The sequence below is a fragment of the Chryseobacterium electrogenes genome (assembly GCF_053553015.1).
Genome location: NZ_JBNPPB010000002.1, coordinates 1,157,508 through 1,172,458, shown reverse-complemented (window position 1 = coordinate 1,172,458; position 14,951 = coordinate 1,157,508). Strand labels below are relative to the sequence as shown.

Sequence of the window (14,951 nt, the reverse complement as noted above, 5' to 3'; positions counted from 1 at the left end):
TCATAAAAAATAGTAAATGTTTAGACAAGAAGCCTTACATGTTATAGAACAAGCAATCTCAGGCCAGGGAATCCTTGCATCTTCTGAAAAGAAAGACAATTACGCAAGAGTGTGGTCAAGAGATTCTATGATGACAGGAATTACAGGGATTTTGATTAAAAATCAAATGATCGTTGATGGGTTAGAAAACTCAATAAAAACTCTTGCAGATCATCAGGCAGAAAACGGACAGATTCCTTCCAATGTTTATGGAGATAAAGCAAGTTACGGAACACTTGTCGGCAGAACGGATGCAACGATTTGGTGGATTATTGGAGCTTGTGAATATATATCATATTCTAAAGATGAAGTCTTGAAAGAAACCTTAAAAGATAAAATATACAAAGCTTTCTCTTGTCTGAAAACTTGGGAATTTAATCAAAGAGGCTTGCTGTATAGTCCATTGGGAGGGAATTGGGCAGATGAATATGTGACCTCGGGTTATGTGTTGTACGATAATGTTCTTCGATATTGGGCTTTGAAAAATGCGGCAGAAGTTTATCAAGATGAAAACCTGAAATCTCTCGCAGAAACGACAAAAAAACTGATAGAAAATAATTTCAGAAAAAATAATTCTGATGAATCCAGATATCATCCAACTGCCTATGAAAAAGCCAACGAAAAACCTTATTTCTGGGCATCATTGAATGCGAATGGTTACGATGAACGTTTCGATCTTGCAGGAAATGCATTGGCAATTCTTTTAGGATTTGATATAGATTTGGATGGTTTTACTCAATTTTTACAAGGCTTAAATCAAGAGTTTCAACATTGGATGCTTCCTGTTTTTTATCCAATTATATTTCCAAAAGATGCCGATTGGAACTTGTTGGAAAACAATTACAGTTATGATTTTAAAAACGAACCCTATCAATTTCATAACGGCGGCTCATGGCCAATTTACCTTGGTTGGCTTTGCTTAGGATTAAAGAAAAGAAGTTACAATGAGATTCCTGAAAAAATCGTGAGTCAATACGAAAAACTTCTGAGCGAAAAAGGTTCAAGTTTCAAAGAATATTATTCGACGGATCAATTGATTCCTTCAGGAACTAATCAGTTGTGTTTTTCGGCTTCAGGATATCTTTTGATGAAGATTTAACTTGAGCGAATAATCAACGGTAAACAATAACTATTTATTTTTAAAACAGATTAAAAGATGATTGGAGATGTAATTAATTTGGAGCAGAAACATTTGGATACTGCAAAGAATATTTATAAGATTATTAAAGAAAAATATAATAACGACGAAAAATGGACGGTAGGAATCTGTGGAGAAAGTGGCAGTGGTAAATCGGTTACAGCATTTGCTTTAAAAAAAGTTTTGGAAGAACAAGGGATTAAAAGTGTAGTCATTCAAATGGATGATTACTTCAAGCTTCCTCCAAAAACCAACCACGAGAATCGCCAGAAAAGTTTTGATAATGTCGGCATGCACGAAGTTCATTTAGATTTAATTCAAAATAACATTAAGGATTTCAAAGAAGGAAAATCTACTTTAGCAAAACCTCTCGTTCATTATCAAAATAATTCTATTTCTGAAGAAATTATGGATTTAGAAGACGTTCAGGTTATCATTATAGAAGGGACTTATATTTTGAGCATCGATGATTTTGATTTCAGTATTTTTATCAATCGGAATTATCAAGATACCTATGAAAAACGAATGGAAAGAAACCGTGATGAGCAGAGTGATTTTATTGAAAAAGTCTTGAATCTTGAACATAATATCATCCGTCATTTCAAAGAAAAAGCAAACATTGTCCTCGGGAAAAATTACGAAATTGTAAAGCCATAAATCATGAATAAAAAAATAATTCCTAAGCTCAGTTTTTGGCAGATTTGGAACATGAATGTCGGCTTTTTCGGGATTCAGTACAGTTTTGGGCTTCAGCAGACTGCGGTAAATCCATTGTATTCCTTTTTGGGCGCTCACGCAGACCAACTTCCTATTCTCAATTTGGCAGGTCCGGTTACTGGATTGTTGATTCAACCGTTGATAGGAGCGATAAGTGATAAAACCTGGAGCGTAAAATGGGGGAGACGGAAACCATTCTTTTTGCTTGGTGCTATATTTTGTAGTTTAGCTTTATTTATTTTTCCTTTCAGTTCTTCCATTTGGATGGCGGTTGGACTTCTCTGGATTTTAGATGCTGCTAATAATACAGCAATGGAGCCTTATAGAGCTTTTATTGGGGATAAACTTCCAGAAGAACAACAGACCTACGGCTTTCAGATGCAGAGTCTGTTTGTTGGTGGCGGGATTACGTTAGCTAATCTCTCTTTATTTGTTTTTCAGAAATATTTTGGAGGAAGTTCTGAGCCTGGCGGAATTCCGGCTTGGGTCTATTATTCATTTTTCTTAGGCTCTTTCTGTTCTATCGCTTCGGTGGTTTGGTCTGTTTACAAAACGCCTGAAATCCCGCCAACCGAAGAAGAATTGGTACAGTTAAAAGCGGACAAAGAAAATGATACGGTATTTACACCATTTGTCGATATTTTTACAGCCATCGTAAAAATGCCGAAAATACTTTGGCAATTGGCGCTCGTCTACTTATTTCAGTGGTATGCACTTTTCTGTTATTGGCAGTTTGTAACGCCAATGATTAAGCAAACCTTATATAACGTTTCTGAAAATGACGAGGTAAAAGCCAAACACATTCTTGAACTTTCAAAGACTGGTTTAGGAAATTCGATTGACATAGAATGGGCAAAAAATATATTACGTCTGGTAGAAATAGCCGTTGGACAAACAGGTTTGATGAATGGGTTTTATAATTTTATTACAATGATTTCGGCGTTGTTACTGATTCCATTTGCACTGAAATATTCTTCAAAAAACGTTTACATTTTTTGTCTGCTCGCAACAGGGATATCATTGTTGACTTTACCGTTCATCCATAATGAATATTTGATATTACTACCAATGGTTTTCTTTGGGATAGGTTGGGCATCGATGATGGGATTACCGTATTCTATGGTTTCTCCGTCTATACCTTCTAATAAAAGAGGCGTTTATATGGGTGTTATCAATATGATGATTGTTATTCCTATGCTGATTCAGACAGTATCTTTTGGATTTATATACAAATATTTCTTAGGCAGTAACCCTTCAAATGCCATTGTAATGGCAGGAGTTTTATTTTTGTTGGCATCTTTTTCGGTAACATTAATTAAAGTGAAAAAAACTGCTTATTAATTTATCCAAAAGCCTTTACAATCATTCTGATATCATCACCTTTGTAATCGGCTTAAATATATGAATGAAATTCATTTAATTTTTTTTAAATCTTAAGAAATCCTGATTATTCATCATTGCTTAATTTCTGAATAAAATTTTTGAAGTCAATATTAGAAACTAAGGCGTGGAAAATTTCTTCGCCTTTTTTGTGAAATTTAGTCGTTTACTACGTTTACTGTAAAATGGATATAAAAAAACCGGAGAGAAAGTGAATTATCACCTCTTTCCGGTCTTGTACCCAGTGCCGGAATCGAACCGGCACATCTTGCGATACTAGAGTTTGAGTCTAGCGCGTCTACCAATTCCGCCAACTGGGCATTGATTAATTGGTGCTGCAAATATACAGATTATTATCTTTTAGGGAAAGGTTTTTAAGATATTTTTGCTCGTAAATCCTTATCGTATTGAAAATCAATTTTAAAAGTTTTAGAAAATAATTTCTAAACCATCATAAGCAGGCTTAATATGGTCTGGAAGTGCTTTTTCTATAGCATCATGAAATCCTAATTGGTGTGAAATATGAGTTAGATAAGTCATATTAGGTTTTAATTCTTCTACTAACTCTAATATTTCTGGTAGAATGAAGTGAGAGTGATGTCGTTGCTCTTCTCTTAGACAATTGATGATTAAGGTGTCTAGGTTTTTTAATTTTTCCTTTTCACTGTCTGAGATGAAGCTAGCATCTGTAATATATGCAAGGTTTTTTAATCTAAACCCGATAATAGGCAATGCAGCATGCATGACATTAATTGGTGTAATTGTCGTGTCGTATAATGAGAAGTTTTGGTCAATAATATTGAGTTCGAAAGACGGTGAGCCTGGATATTTTTCTTCTGTGAAAGCATAAGGAAAGCGATTTTTTATTTCTTTTCCTACACGTTCTAAGCAATACAAAGGCATTTCTATTTGGTTTTTGAAAATCAAAGGCCGTAAGTCATCTAATCCGATAACATGATCATTATGTTCATGCGTGATAAGAACGGCGTCAATCTGTTCTTCCTTATTCTGAAGCATCTGCTGTCGAAAGTCTGGACCACAGTCAATTAGTATTTTTTTGTTATTATCTAAGGTGATAAGCGCTGATGATCTCAGTCTTTTGTCCTTAGGATTGTCAGATAAACATACTGGATGATGGCTCCCTATTACAGGAATACCTTGTGAAGTTCCAGTGCCCAAAAATTTAAGCCGCATGCTTTGGTATTGGTATTAATTTTGGTAAATTTACAAAAAAATCTAGATGTCTGTTATTTACCAAAAATTAACACCCAAACAGAAAGCCTTAGTCGTTAATCTGGACTCTTCTATCTACGGAACATTTGCCGAAATTGGCGCAGGACAGGAAACTGTAAGATATTTCTTTAGAGCTGGTGGTGCTTCGCAAACTATTGCAAAAGCAATGTCTGCTTATGATAAAGATTTCTCGGATGCTATTTATGGGAAAGAAATTAAAAATAGATATGTTACTCAGAATCGTCTGCGTAAGATGCTTAGATATGAGGTAACACTTATAGAAGAACGATTGCCAAGAGAAAATAATCCAGGCAAAAAGTTTTTTTCTTATGCCAATACTGTAACAACTGTTAATTTTGATAAAACCGCAAAAGGTCATGGTTGGGTTGGTATTAGATTTCAAAAAGAAGAGAACGAAGGTTATAATGAGATTATTATTCATGTTCAATTCAAAGAGAATGATGCAACATCTCAGCAAGAAACTTTAGGTAGTCTTGGCGTTAATTTGATTTATGGCGCTTATCATTATGCAGATAATCCTAGAAGATTAATAGAGTCATTGTATGATGATCTTTCTACGGATAAGTTGGAGATTGATATGATTGATTTTAGCGGGCCTTGTTTCGAGTATGTGGATAATAGGTTGATGAGTCTTCAGTTGGTAAAATTGGGGATGACTGATGCTGTTATCTTTAATTCTGAAGGAAATAATATGTTGCCTGCTGACATTCTCTATAAGAAAAATATTTTTGCGGTAAGAGGTAGTTTCAGACCTGTTACTAAGGTTAATATTGACATGTTTGAGAATGGCTTAGATATGTTTTTGAAAAATGTAGGTTGTACTTCTGGCGAGACGCAAGTTTTGTTTGAGATTACCATAGCCAATCTTAGAGCTGCTGGAGATATTGATGAGAGAGACTTCTTAGATAGAGTAGATGTTTTAGCAAAATTAGGCTATACAATTATGATTTCTAATTATTCTGAATATTATAGAATGGTAGATTATTTCTCAATGTATACCAATCAACATATTGGTGTAGCAATGGGAGTTAATAATATGCTTGATGTTTTTGATGAAGAATATTATAAGAATTTGCCAGGCGGTATTTTAGAAGCATTTGGTAAGTTTTTCAAACAAGATATGCGTGTCTATCTTTATCCTTACAAAGATGCAGAAACAGGAGAATTGTTAACCGCAGAAAACTTGAAAGTACAAGAAAACCTTAAAGAGCTTTATAAATATTTTAAACTAAATAAAAGAATTGTAGATATCACCAATTACAATCCTATCTTTTTAGAAATATACTCCAGAGAGGTTCTGAAAAAAATAATGTGCCACGAAGATGGTTGGGAAGAGCAGTTGCCAGAAGGTGTTGCAACAATGATTAAAGAAAGAGGTATGTTTGGTTATAAAGAATTAACATTTTAATAAATTTAATAAAATGAAAGAACTTAAGAAAAGACTTTCTGTTATTCTAGAAGCTCCAGAAGCAGAAATCAATCATAAATTACTGAAAGTTTGTCAACTCCTAGACGCAGAAATAGATTACTATAACTGGACGGGATTTTATTTCAGAAATGGAGACAAAGAAGAATTAATATTAGGACCTTATGTTGGTGCTGAGACCGATCATACAGTTATCCCTTTTGGGAAAGGTATTTGCGGTCAAGTTGCAGTGTCGGGAGAGACTTTTGTAGTGCCAGATGTGCATGAGCAGGATAATTATTTATCATGTTCTATCACTACCAAGGCAGAAATTGTTGTTCCGATTTTCAAAGATGGTCAAAATATTGGGCAGATTGACATCGACAGTCATCAGCTAGATCCTTTCACCAAAGAAGACGAAGAATTGCTAGAGTGGCTCTGTGCAGAAGTAGCAAAGAAACTATAGGTTAAGGCTTTTGATAAGATCTTGGTAGTAAGAGTTGGTTTTTGCAATCCTCGTTCCGTACCAAGAAAAAGCTTCGCCATCAACAATTTTGATTAATTTATCAGGAAACACATTTCTAATTTCGGAGATGTGTTTTTCTTTGAAGGGAAATGGCTCCGATGATAGAAAGATAACATCGGCTTCTGTAAGTTCTTCTAATTCTAAAATAGGATAACGTTTCTGAGATTTAAATATATTTTCAAAACCAATTTCTTCTAAAATATGATGAATAAAAGTGTCTCTACCAATGGTCATATAAGGATTTTTCCAAATGAGATAAGCGACTTTTAATTTGGTTTTCGGTTTTTCAAAATTAAAAATATCCTGAATTTTTAAGTTGAATTGCTGCGCAATATTTTGCTTTCCTAATATATTACCGAGGCTTTTTAGCAAGTAATAATTGTCTTCTAGAGTTTCTACGTGAGTAATTACAGTCTTGAAGCTTTTCATTAGCTCTTTGACTTGCTCTTTGATGTTTTCTTCTTTGTTAGCGAGGATGAGATCTGGTTTTAGCGACTTTATTTTCTCAAGATTAAGGTTTTTTGTTCCGCCAATAATTTCAACATTTTTCACAAGATGTTCTGGGTGAATACAGAACTTGGTTCTTCCCACAACTTCACTTGTTGTAAGACCAAAATCAAACAATATTTCTGTTAACGAAGGAACTAATGATATTATTCTCATAAAAAAACTCCATCAAAAATAAACATTTTGATGGAGTTTCAATATTTTAAAACTAAAAAGATTAATCTTCTTTTTTAGCAGCTTTCTTAGCCGCAGGTTTCTTAGCAGGTTTTTCTTCTGTAGATTCCTCAGTTTTTTCAGCAACTTTTTTAGTTGTTTTCTTTGCTGGTTTTTCAGCAACAACTTCTTCTGTAGCAGGAGCTTCTTCAGCAACTTCTTCTACTTTTACAAAGCTATCTGGTGTAATGTAACCTGCTTTTTGCAATAGGTTATACCATTGTGCTAGTTTTTTGATATCAGACTCGTATACTCTTTCTACATCGTAGTTAGGAAGAGATTCTGACATAAAATCCTTAAGCTCATCAGAAGATGATTTGTGAGAAATAGTTGGTTTGTATTCGTATTTCTTAGCAATAGTTTCGAATACGTCGAATAACGGAACTTCTTTATCGAAAGTAAACATTGCGATATTGTCCAATAAGCTTACTTGGCTAGAGTTGGAGATGCTCGCTTTCTTTTTTGTGGTAATATCTTCTACAATAAAACCGTTTCTTAATTGAGAAACAAGTTTGAAAAGTCCTGGTTTACCTGATATTGAAATTATTTTTTCTAACTGCATTTTCTTTATATTTTGTCGTTATTTATTATTTTTTTGAGATTGATTTTATTTTGGGAAACGCATTTTGTAGCTTACGCCAACATCGCCATGCGTTATTTTTTGCAATTTACCTTTGACCAATTTTTTCTTAAGAGGACTAAGGTGATCGGTAAACAATATGCCTTCTATATGATCGTATTCGTGCTGAATAACACGAGATCTTATGTCAGAAAATGTGTCGGTATGTTTTACGAAGTTTTCATCGTAATACTCTATAAGAATTGTTTCTTCTCTTTTTACATCTTCTCTTACTTCTGGGATAGAAAGGCAACCTTCGTTAAATTTCCAAACCTCGCCACTTCTTTCTAAAATCTTGGCATTGATAAATACTTTTTTAAATGTTGCAAGCTCTTCTGAGATCTCTTCATAATCTTCATCAGTTGCTAAAGGTGTAACATCTATCACAAAAAGTCTAATGTCTAATCCAATCTGTGGCGCAGCAAGCCCAATACCATTGGCGCTGTCCATAGTCTCGAACATGTTTTCTATCAATGCATCTAACTCAGGATAATCTTTGTCGATATCGTGAGCTACTTTTCTTAAAACTGGGTCGCCAAAGGCGCGTATTGGTAAAATCATTTTTGATCTAAAAAATTTTGCAAAATTATCGTTGCACTTACACGGTCTATAAGACCTTTTTCTTGTCTCTGTTTCTTACTTTTACCACTTTGGCTTATAAAAAAAGAAGCCATCTTGGAGGTAAAACGTTCGTCTAATCGGTTAACTTTAACGTTAGGAAATTTCAATTCAAATTCTTTTATGAAGATTAAAATATCTTTTTCTATCTCAGAAAGTTGACCTTTTAGATCCGTGGGAAGTCCTATTACAACAGCTTCTACATTGTTTTCTTTGGTGTATTGAATTAAGAAATCAAATATATTTTTGGTTTCCACGGTGGTAAGCGCACTGGCGATAATTTGCATATCGTCTGTAGCAGCTAGTCCACAGCGGACTTTACCGTAATCTATTGCAAGGATTTGTCCCATAGGATTGCAAAAATACAAAAATTTTCAGGCTTAGAAAATTTAGTTTTAATAGAAATCGTTTTCCGCCTAATATTTCTTATTTTTGTGACAGATAACAGAAAGAAAATGGCTTTAGAAATCATTAATTTGACCAAAAAATTTGGAGAACAAATCGCATTGAACAACGTTAATATTTCAATCAATAAAAATGAAATTATTGGTCTTCTTGGTCCTAATGGCGCAGGTAAATCTACCTTGATGAAATCTATTGTTGGTGCATTGAGAGTAGAGTCTGGACAGATTATACTTAATGATAAAGATATTAGCCAGCATGAAGTAGAATCTAAAAAAAGAATTGGCTTTCTACCAGAAAATAACCCGTTGTACCATGAGATGTTTGTGAGAGAGTATCTACAATTTGTTGCTAATCTTCACAATATAAAAAAAGATAGAGTAGATGAGGTTATTGATTTGGTTGGTATAACGCCCGAAAAAAATAAAAAAATCCACCAGTTATCCAAAGGCTACAAGCAGCGTATAGGGCTTGCTCAGGCTATTTTGCACGAGCCAGATCTATTGATATTGGATGAGCCTACTAACGGACTGGATCCTAACCAAATTGTAGAAATCCGAAATGTTATTAAGGAAATTGGGCTAGAAAAGACCGTTATTCTTTCTACACATATTATGCAAGAAGTAGAGGCGCTTTGCTCTCGTGTGATATTAATACATAAAGGTAATATTATCCAAGATTCTCCGATATCAGAGTTTAAAGGTAAGTATACAAGTCTAGAAGAAGCTTTCCAGATGTATACGGAAACTTATTAATTATAACAATAAAGTCAGGAATTACCCTGACTTTCTTTATTTTAACTCATTGATAAGTATTTCGATTTTTTTTATGTATTTGCCATAGAGATAATTGAACCAGAATTTCCCCAATAAATATAACATGAATAGTCCTGCAAATACAGAACTAATAAATATCAAAGCCAACTTTGTATTGTTAAATTCATGGGTGTAAGGAAGGCATTCTAAAATGATAATTGCCTCGCATACTAAAAATGGTATAAAACTTATATAGAAAGAAAGATAATATTGTTTGTTAAGGTCAAATTGATGGATGAGGTCTTTTAATGATTCATACGTTTCTAGTTCTAGATTGCCGATTTCTTTATATAACTTGAAAAATTTAGAATAAAAAAATATCGTGATTATACTCATAGAAATGACTAATATTTCTAAATACAACTTGTATCTGAAAGATAGTTGCTCGAAAAAGCTAATTGCAATAAGAACAAAAATTAGACATACGGCAGTGGTCCAGAATTCCATGCGCATATTGGCTCTTATTTTTTCTAAGGGAAGGTTAAGCTTTTTACGTTGTTCTGTATTTATTTTAGGCGTGTTTTCTGCGTTGTCTTCGCTCCATATATTTTTTAGATCATCAATATTCATATAGTTAGTTTTTAAGGATTTTGTGCTAAAATATCTTTTAACTTAGTTTTCGCACGATTCATTTTGACGCGGACGTTGCCCTCGGAGATTCCCATTTGATCGGCAATTTCTTTACCAGAGAAATTTTCTAAGTAGTAAAATATAAAGGCTTTGTCAATTGGATTTAAAAGTTGAATGGCAGCGTACATTTTGTTGAGTTTTTCTTCTTTTTCTAAATCATAATCTTCTTGAGAAATGCTGTAGCCTGTGAGATCATCATTGCTGATAAAACTTCTTTTTTTCTCTGATTTCAAAAAAACAATTGCTGTATTAAGAGCCACGCGGTATAGCCAAGTCGAAAATTCGCTTTGCCCTTTGAAGCTATTGTATGCTTTCCAAACCTGAAATGTAATTTCTTGAAACAGATCGTCTTGATCGTGCTTATTATCCATATACATTTTAGAAATCTTGAAAATTATGCCCTTATGCTTTTCTATTCTTTCTATAAACTCTTTTTCTAGAGCGCTCATTCTTGTTTTATTCTCATTAATGTTAGTCTTAATAAGTCTAATTTGTTACATAATTACCATTTTTATTAGTAAGTAAAGGCTTTTATCTGTGTGTAGAAAATTTAATGTTATAAGATTATTGTTTTAATTATCAATACGTTATATTTGTTTGGTTTAACCATGGAAATTTTAATATTATGAAAAAATTAGTATTGGCTTTAAGTTTTATATCTATAATAGCTTGCAACAAAACGGAAGACAAAGCCTCTGATTCTGCCAGTCTAGGCGATGTTCTAAGCAGTGCTAAAACGTTGAATAATCTTTCTAGCTCTATGGATGAAATTCAAAAAAAAACCGAAGAACTGAAAAAATTAACCCCATTATCTAATGATATTTTAAAATCTGCCGTTCCAGAAACCATTTTGGGTTTGGCAAGAACAGAGATATCAGTTGGTGATACTACGATGATGGGATTGTCTTCTGCAACGGCAACATACGGTGATCGTGCTGGTAAAAATATAAGCATTACAATTATGGATGGTGCTGGAGAAACAGGCAGTGCAGTAGTCTCTTTGTTATTGATGGGCTTGCAAGCAGAATCTGAGAAAACAACTTCTGAGGGTTTTGAAAAAATAACACAGTTTAATAATCAGAAAGCAATGGTATCGCAACATCAGTATGAAAACTCAGAGTTAGATAGTTCTGTGCAATATATTGTTAATAAGCGTTATTCTATTAAGATAGAAGGTCATGGCTACTCGCTAGATGAGCTAAAGCCAGCAATGGATGCTATTAAAACATCTGGTTTATAACAAAAACAAAAAGTTATAAAAAAATAAAAGCTTCATTAATAAATAATGAAGCTTTATGCGATCCGGACGGGACTCGAACCCGCGACCTCCGCCGTGACAGGGCGGCATTCTAACCAGCTGAACTACCGGATCTTTTTAGTTTAACAAATTATATTATCTTGTTGGATAATCGTTGTTTTTAACTGGTGCAAAAGTAGTCAATATTTCATAATTTACAAATAAACTGCACTGTTTTTTATTTAAATAATTATAACTAGCAGATAATCATAGGGTAAAATTCTCCTTTCTTCATTATTAGTATTGATATTACTTGTGTTAATCTATAATAATGTAGTCATAAGTAAAAAGAATTGTCTAATTATGAGATAGTTTTTATAAAAAGATATTAATAAAATATATCTCGGCGATATTGTAAAAGTAAATTAACATAAAAAGTAACTCACGATCGAGTTACTTTTTATATTTAATATCAACTATTAATTATTAACTATTTTAATTATTCAATAATGCCTCTGCACTCATTTTACCAAAATTATTGGCTGCTAAAGGACTATCGCCAGTTACTAACTTTCTGTCAGTGTAACAAGCTCCAGTAATGTCATTATTTAAGATTTCTACGCCTAAAGCCTGTAGCTTTTCGCCATAAAACCAAGGCATTTCTCCTGGTATATAGCCAATTGCAGGCGTCTGTGTATCTATTGCATCGGGAAAAGATTTAATCTGATAACCTTTGTACGGGAAGTTTTCTGGTGCTTCGTTGTGAGCTGCAGATAGAAGAGCTGCGGGACCGTGGCAAATAGCCAACATAAAAATATCTTGTTGTAGAGACCAATTGATTACTTTTTTCAAGTCCTCATTTTCTGGTAATCCTAACATAGCACCATGACCTCCAGGTAAAAACACAGCAACATATTCGGTTTCTGATTCTAGATTATTATCAGCGATTTCTTTTAGGCTTTTAGGTTGCTCGAACTGAGATTTATATTTATTAAAAATACCTTTTACAGCTTCATCTTCGCTTGGCATTCCCCACATTTCTATGATTGCTGGTGCTCCTGTTGGTGTGAAAATATCGGCTTCGAATCCTGCTGCTTCAAGATGTAACATTGGTACCAAAGTTTCTACAGGGTGATTTCCGGTAGAGAATTTTTTACCATTTTGCATAGTCATATACTGTTCTTCAGTACATACAACCATTATTTTTTTATTCTTATTAGTATTTGCGTTATTGTAAACCGTAAAATCATAATCTGTTTTAGGTGCTACAAATTGAGATAGAGAAAATGGTGAAGGTTCGTATCCTATACCATCAAAAACTGGCTGATTGCTTAATTCTTTTGTCATTGTATCATTTATTTTAAAATTAATTTAAAAAGATTACGGATTTCCCATCTAATTTAATAAAAAGAATCTTTGTAATCTATTATTTTTATTCATCTTTAACGAAGACAAAGTTAATCTGAAGACCAGTGGTATGACAAGGATATATATCACAAAAAAATAGTGACTTAGATCACTGTTGTAATCGGCTTAATGTCTCTCTACTAAGTCCAAGATAATTTGCAATGAGCTGTTTTGGAATGCGTTGGATGATATTGGGGTACATGGTACAAAAGCTCTCATATCGTATTTTGGCAGAATCAGACAAAAGAGATAATATACGTTTTTGTAATGCGACATAACCGTAATTAGATTTTAAACGAAAAAAACGCTCCATTTTTGGAATTTCGTTACATAATTTATCTAAATTCTCAAATGTAATACCTAATAGCTCAGAATCTTCAATACATTCTACAGAAAGAGTAGACTTTTCTTGCTTGTAGAAAGCTGCAAAATCAGAAATCCACCAATTTTCGCTGGCAAATTGTAAAATATGTTCCTTGCCTAGATCATCTATAAAACTGCTTTTTAGTAATCCTTTTTTAACGAAATAAACGTACTCAACATTTTGGTTTTCTTGAATCACAAATTGCCTTTTACGAAATTTTTGTAAAGAAAAATAAGATAAAATTAATTGATAGTCAATATCATTTGTTTCAACAAATTCTGCTACATGCTCTTTAAATAGCTCTTTTTCATTCATGCGTAAAATCCTTTTATATCTAAAAATTGGCATAAAAATAAACATTTTGAAAACGAGAGAAAAGTAATACCAAACAAGATTGATGAAAAACTTTTAAGGTCAACATGCAGTTTCTTCATTTCAGTTTCGATTTTCTTCATTTTAATCATCTTGATTTAATGATAAAGGATTATACTTTTTATCTTTGATTTCTTAATACTCAAAATAAAAGTTCCAATGAAATATTTAACTTCTAAAAAAATCAACCTGTTACAGTTAGTTTGCCTCGCCATGCTTTTTGTCCAAAGTTGTAAAAATACAGAAAGTGAAACCCGCCAATCCGAAAATGTAGAAGCAGAAATCATAAGCTTGCAACCTACAACAGCGGTGATAGATCAATCTTTTCCTGCCAGCTTGCAAGGAAAAGATAATGTACAACTTCGCCCGCAAATCAGTGGTTATATTGATAAAATATTTGTAGACGAAGGTGCTTTTGTAACTGCAGGACAGCCATTATTTAGAATCAATGCAAGCGTCTATCGTGAGCAAAAAAATACTGCATTGGCTTCTTTGGCGATCGCAAAATCACAATTGGCATCGACCAAATTAGAGTTGGATAAATATAAGGTACTAAGCGACAATAAAGTGGTTGCAGATTTCCAATATCAAAAAGCAAAAACCAATTACGAAAGTGCGAAAGCTTCCGTACAACAACAACAGACATTGGTGGCTTCTGCAGATGTCAACCTTGGTTTCGCTATTGTAAAAGCACCTATTTCGGGTTATATTGGTAAAATCCCAAATCGTCTTGGCGCGTTGGTAGGTCCTACGGATGGGCAGGCACTTACTACTTTGTCACAGGTAAACGTGATCTACGCTTACTTTTCTCTCCCTGAAAGTGAAATTTTAAAAATCAATGCTTCCCGTTCTGGAGCTACTTTATTAGAAAAACTGAAAAGTTTTCAGGATGTTACTTTATTGTTGGCAGACGGCAATCCTTACAATCATATTGGGAAAATAGACATGATGGATGGACAGTTTGATGCTACAACTGGTTCCGTTGCGCTTCGTGCCTCATTTCAAAATCCCGAAGCATTGCTAAGAACAGGTAATACGGGCAGAATTGTACTGAAAAGTACGGCGCAAAATGTATACAAAATTCCACTGCTTGCAACTTACGAGGTTCAGGATAAATTATTTGTTGGCTTGCTAGATTCCAAAAATAAAATGGAACGTGTGGCGCTTAAAAATTATACCAAGTCTGGTGATTTTTATATTGTAAAAGAGGGTTTCAAACCTGGCGACAGAATCATAGCAAACGAATTGTCCAGCGTACCAGAGAAGGCTACCATCACTCCAAAAGTAATTAAATAAAGGCTCTGAATC

General features: G+C 33.6%; 17 protein-coding genes and 2 tRNA genes. 8 read left to right on the top strand and 11 right to left on the bottom strand.

Going from position 1 to position 14,951, the window contains the following annotated elements; translation table 11 throughout:
- The first annotated feature begins 16 nt into the window (after positions 1-16).
- Genes ACQQ6V_RS05310 through ACQQ6V_RS05300 form a run of 3 tightly spaced genes read left to right on the top strand, consistent with a single transcriptional unit; the run spans position 17 to position 3,235 of the window.
- On the top strand, positions 17-1,138 hold the full coding sequence (locus ACQQ6V_RS05310) for a glycoside hydrolase 100 family protein (protein WP_448844513.1): 1,122 nt from the start codon (positions 17-19) through the stop codon (positions 1,136-1,138).
- Between the two features lie 57 nt (positions 1,139-1,195).
- Entirely contained in the window at positions 1,196-1,834 is a 639-nt protein-coding gene (locus ACQQ6V_RS05305; RefSeq protein WP_448844512.1) for a uridine kinase family protein, read from the top strand.
- 3 nt (positions 1,835-1,837) lie between these two features.
- Complete coding sequence (locus ACQQ6V_RS05300) at positions 1,838-3,235, top strand: MFS transporter (protein WP_448844511.1); 1,398 nt, start codon at positions 1,838-1,840, stop codon at positions 3,233-3,235.
- A gap of 277 nt (positions 3,236-3,512) precedes the next feature.
- Here the strand turns inward: ACQQ6V_RS05300 and ACQQ6V_RS05295 are convergent.
- Together ACQQ6V_RS05295 and ACQQ6V_RS05290 are read right to left on the bottom strand one after the other, a co-directional pair.
- Positions 3,513-3,594 (bottom strand) — tRNA-Leu (locus ACQQ6V_RS05295).
- Between the two features lie 109 nt (positions 3,595-3,703).
- A complete protein-coding gene (locus tag ACQQ6V_RS05290; RefSeq protein ID WP_448844510.1) occupies positions 3,704-4,468 on the bottom strand; it encodes an MBL fold metallo-hydrolase in 765 nt (254 codons plus the stop codon).
- Between the two features lie 46 nt (positions 4,469-4,514).
- Between ACQQ6V_RS05290 and ACQQ6V_RS05285 the strand changes: the two genes are divergently transcribed.
- On the top strand, positions 4,515-5,936 hold the full coding sequence (locus tag ACQQ6V_RS05285) for a TonB-dependent receptor (protein ID WP_448844509.1): 1,422 nt from the start codon (positions 4,515-4,517) through the stop codon (positions 5,934-5,936).
- A 13-nt stretch (positions 5,937-5,949) separates the two neighbouring features.
- Complete coding sequence (locus ACQQ6V_RS05280) at positions 5,950-6,399, top strand: XrtF-associated fRMsr-like GAF protein (protein WP_448844508.1); 450 nt, start codon at positions 5,950-5,952, stop codon at positions 6,397-6,399.
- On the opposite strand, the gene ACQQ6V_RS05275 is transcribed toward ACQQ6V_RS05280, so the two are convergent.
- The 4 genes from ACQQ6V_RS05275 to ruvX form a co-directional block, all read right to left on the bottom strand.
- Entirely contained in the window at positions 6,394-7,122 is a 729-nt protein-coding gene (locus tag ACQQ6V_RS05275; protein WP_448844507.1) for an ABC transporter substrate-binding protein, read from the bottom strand. The two genes, ACQQ6V_RS05280 and ACQQ6V_RS05275, sit on opposite strands and share 6 nt — an antisense overlap.
- Before the next feature lie 61 nt (positions 7,123-7,183).
- The gene (locus ACQQ6V_RS05270; RefSeq protein WP_448844506.1) at positions 7,184-7,741 is read right to left on the bottom strand and encodes a DUF5606 family protein; all 558 of its coding nucleotides are present in this window, start codon (positions 7,739-7,741) and stop codon (positions 7,184-7,186) included.
- Positions 7,742-7,786: 45 nt separating this feature from the next.
- Positions 7,787-8,359, bottom strand: coding sequence for a peptide deformylase (def, locus tag ACQQ6V_RS05265; protein WP_448844505.1), 573 nt, complete (start codon positions 8,357-8,359; stop codon positions 7,787-7,789).
- The gene (gene ruvX / locus ACQQ6V_RS05260; protein WP_448844504.1) at positions 8,356-8,766 is read right to left on the bottom strand and encodes a Holliday junction resolvase RuvX; all 411 of its coding nucleotides are present in this window, start codon (positions 8,764-8,766) and stop codon (positions 8,356-8,358) included. The genes def and ruvX overlap by 4 nt, the downstream gene beginning before the upstream one ends.
- Positions 8,767-8,871: 105 nt before the next feature.
- Here ruvX and ACQQ6V_RS05255 point away from each other — a divergent pair, with 105 nt between their 5' ends.
- On the top strand, positions 8,872-9,573 hold the full coding sequence (locus ACQQ6V_RS05255; RefSeq protein ID WP_448844503.1) for an ABC transporter ATP-binding protein: 702 nt from the start codon (positions 8,872-8,874) through the stop codon (positions 9,571-9,573).
- A 36-nt stretch (positions 9,574-9,609) separates the two neighbouring features.
- Here the strand turns inward: ACQQ6V_RS05255 and ACQQ6V_RS05250 are convergent, their stop codons facing one another.
- Together ACQQ6V_RS05250 and ACQQ6V_RS05245 are read right to left on the bottom strand one after the other, a co-directional pair.
- The gene (locus ACQQ6V_RS05250; protein WP_448844502.1) at positions 9,610-10,203 is read right to left on the bottom strand and encodes a hypothetical protein; all 594 of its coding nucleotides are present in this window, start codon (positions 10,201-10,203) and stop codon (positions 9,610-9,612) included.
- An 11-nt stretch (positions 10,204-10,214) separates the two neighbouring features.
- On the bottom strand, positions 10,215-10,712 hold the full coding sequence (locus ACQQ6V_RS05245) for an RNA polymerase sigma factor (RefSeq protein WP_448844501.1): 498 nt from the start codon (positions 10,710-10,712) through the stop codon (positions 10,215-10,217).
- 176 nt (positions 10,713-10,888) lie between these two features.
- Here ACQQ6V_RS05245 and ACQQ6V_RS05240 point away from each other — a divergent pair, with 176 nt between their 5' ends.
- Positions 10,889-11,503, top strand: coding sequence for a hypothetical protein (locus ACQQ6V_RS05240; RefSeq protein WP_448844500.1), 615 nt, complete (start codon positions 10,889-10,891; stop codon positions 11,501-11,503).
- A 58-nt stretch (positions 11,504-11,561) separates the two neighbouring features.
- Here the strand turns inward: ACQQ6V_RS05240 and ACQQ6V_RS05235 are convergent.
- The 3 genes from ACQQ6V_RS05235 to ACQQ6V_RS05225 form a co-directional block, all read right to left on the bottom strand.
- Positions 11,562-11,635, bottom strand: a tRNA-Asp gene (locus tag ACQQ6V_RS05235).
- A 360-nt stretch (positions 11,636-11,995) separates the two neighbouring features.
- Complete coding sequence (gene hchA, locus ACQQ6V_RS05230) at positions 11,996-12,847, bottom strand: glyoxalase III HchA (RefSeq protein WP_448844499.1); 852 nt, start codon at positions 12,845-12,847, stop codon at positions 11,996-11,998.
- A 169-nt stretch (positions 12,848-13,016) separates the two neighbouring features.
- Positions 13,017-13,586, bottom strand: a complete 570-nt coding sequence (locus tag ACQQ6V_RS05225) for a Crp/Fnr family transcriptional regulator (RefSeq protein WP_448844498.1) — start codon at positions 13,584-13,586, stop codon at positions 13,017-13,019.
- 216 nt (positions 13,587-13,802) lie between these two features.
- Between ACQQ6V_RS05225 and ACQQ6V_RS05220 the strand changes: the two genes are divergently transcribed.
- The gene (locus ACQQ6V_RS05220; protein ID WP_448844497.1) at positions 13,803-14,939 is read left to right on the top strand and encodes an efflux RND transporter periplasmic adaptor subunit; all 1,137 of its coding nucleotides are present in this window, start codon (positions 13,803-13,805) and stop codon (positions 14,937-14,939) included.
- Positions 14,940-14,951 lie beyond the last annotated feature (12 nt).

Excerpts from the sequence above, each read along its gene's own strand:
- ACQQ6V_RS05310 (WP_448844513.1), top strand. The coding sequence starts at position 17 with ATGTTTAGACAAGAAGCCTTACATGTTATAGAACAAGCAATCTCAGGC.
- ACQQ6V_RS05280 (WP_448844508.1), top strand. The coding sequence starts at position 5,950 with ATGAAAGAACTTAAGAAAAGACTTTCTGTTATTCTAGAAGCTCCAGAA.
- ACQQ6V_RS05250 (WP_448844502.1), bottom strand. The coding sequence starts at position 10,203 with ATGAATATTGATGATCTAAAAAATATATGGAGCGAAGACAACGCAGAA.
- ACQQ6V_RS05245 (WP_448844501.1), bottom strand. The coding sequence starts at position 10,712 with ATGAGCGCTCTAGAAAAAGAGTTTATAGAAAGAATAGAAAAGCATAAG.
- ACQQ6V_RS05225 (WP_448844498.1), bottom strand. The coding sequence starts at position 13,586 with ATGAATGAAAAAGAGCTATTTAAAGAGCATGTAGCAGAATTTGTTGAA.
- ACQQ6V_RS05270 (WP_448844506.1), bottom strand. The coding sequence starts at position 7,741 with ATGCAGTTAGAAAAAATAATTTCAATATCAGGTAAACCAGGACTTTTC.
- def (WP_448844505.1), bottom strand. The coding sequence starts at position 8,359 with ATGATTTTACCAATACGCGCCTTTGGCGACCCAGTTTTAAGAAAAGTA.
- ruvX (WP_448844504.1), bottom strand. The coding sequence starts at position 8,766 with ATGGGACAAATCCTTGCAATAGATTACGGTAAAGTCCGCTGTGGACTA.
- ACQQ6V_RS05305 (WP_448844512.1), top strand. The coding sequence starts at position 1,196 with ATGATTGGAGATGTAATTAATTTGGAGCAGAAACATTTGGATACTGCA.
- ACQQ6V_RS05240 (WP_448844500.1), top strand. The coding sequence starts at position 10,889 with ATGAAAAAATTAGTATTGGCTTTAAGTTTTATATCTATAATAGCTTGC.
- ACQQ6V_RS05285 (WP_448844509.1), top strand. The coding sequence starts at position 4,515 with ATGTCTGTTATTTACCAAAAATTAACACCCAAACAGAAAGCCTTAGTC.
- hchA (WP_448844499.1), bottom strand. The coding sequence starts at position 12,847 with ATGACAAAAGAATTAAGCAATCAGCCAGTTTTTGATGGTATAGGATAC.
- ACQQ6V_RS05275 (WP_448844507.1), bottom strand. The coding sequence starts at position 7,122 with ATGAGAATAATATCATTAGTTCCTTCGTTAACAGAAATATTGTTTGAT.
- ACQQ6V_RS05290 (WP_448844510.1), bottom strand. The coding sequence starts at position 4,468 with ATGCGGCTTAAATTTTTGGGCACTGGAACTTCACAAGGTATTCCTGTA.
- ACQQ6V_RS05300 (WP_448844511.1), top strand. The coding sequence starts at position 1,838 with ATGAATAAAAAAATAATTCCTAAGCTCAGTTTTTGGCAGATTTGGAAC.
- ACQQ6V_RS05220 (WP_448844497.1), top strand. The coding sequence starts at position 13,803 with ATGAAATATTTAACTTCTAAAAAAATCAACCTGTTACAGTTAGTTTGC.
- ACQQ6V_RS05255 (WP_448844503.1), top strand. The coding sequence starts at position 8,872 with ATGGCTTTAGAAATCATTAATTTGACCAAAAAATTTGGAGAACAAATC.